This is a genomic window from Acinetobacter sp. RF15B, assembly GCF_007558235.1.
GTDB classification, from domain to species: domain Bacteria; phylum Pseudomonadota; class Gammaproteobacteria; order Pseudomonadales; family Moraxellaceae; genus Acinetobacter; species Acinetobacter lwoffii_C.
Window position 1 is genome coordinate 1 of sequence record NZ_VLSR01000053.1, and the last position, 966, is coordinate 966.

The window sequence follows — 966 nt, forward strand, 5'->3', positions numbered from 1 at the left end:
TGACGACCACCTTCTTCTTTAGAAAGTACGTATACTTCCGCATCGAATTTAGTGTGTGGCTTGATTGAACCTGGTTTAGCCAATACTTGACCACGTTGTACGTCTTCACGCTTAGTACCACGAAGAAGAACACCACAGTTCTCGCCCGCACGACCTTCGTCTAGAAGCTTACGGAACATCTCAACACCAGTTACAGTTGTTTTAACGGTGTCTTTGATACCTACGATTTCAACTTCTTCACCAACGCGTACAACACCAGTCTCAACACGACCAGTTACTACTGTACCACGACCAGAAATAGAGAATACGTCTTCAATTGGCATCAAGAATGCTTGATCGATTGCACGTACTGGCTCTGGGATGTAAGTGTCAAGCGCTTCAACAAGTGCAACTACAGCATCTTCGCCATACTGGCCAGATTCGCCGTTCAGTGCAGCAAGAGCAGAACCACGGATTACTGGAGTGTCGTCACCCGGGAAGTCGTATGTAGAAAGAAGTTCACGAACTTCCATTTCTACCAGTTCGATCAGCTCTTCGTCATCAACGATGTCACATTTGTTCAGGAATACGATGATGTATGGAACACCAACCTGACGAGAAAGCAGGATGTGTTCACGAGTTTGTGGCATAGGGCCATCAGTCGCTGAACATACCAGAATCGCGCCATCCATCTGAGCCGCACCAGTAATCATGTTTTTAACATAGTCGGCGTGACCTGGGCAGTCGACGTGAGCGTAGTGACGAGTTGGAGAATCGTATTCTACGTGTGAAGTATTAATGGTAATACCACGTGCTTTTTCTTCTGGTGCAGAGTCAATTGCAGCGTAGTCACGAGCTTCACCACCGAATTTCTTCGCACATACAGTTGCAATCGCAGCTGTTAAAGTTGTTTTACCATGGTCAACGTGACCGATTGTGCCCACGTTAACGTGTGGCTTATTACGTTCAAACTTAGCCTTAGCCATG

At 46.6% G+C, this 966-nt stretch carries 1 protein-coding gene; it reads right to left on the reverse strand.

The window, feature by feature from the left end; translation table 11 throughout:
- On the reverse strand, positions 1 to 965 hold a 965-nt coding region (gene tuf, locus E2K74_RS14445), incomplete at its 3' end, for an elongation factor Tu (RefSeq protein WP_151208233.1).
- Between the last annotated feature and the right edge of the window lies 1 nt (position 966).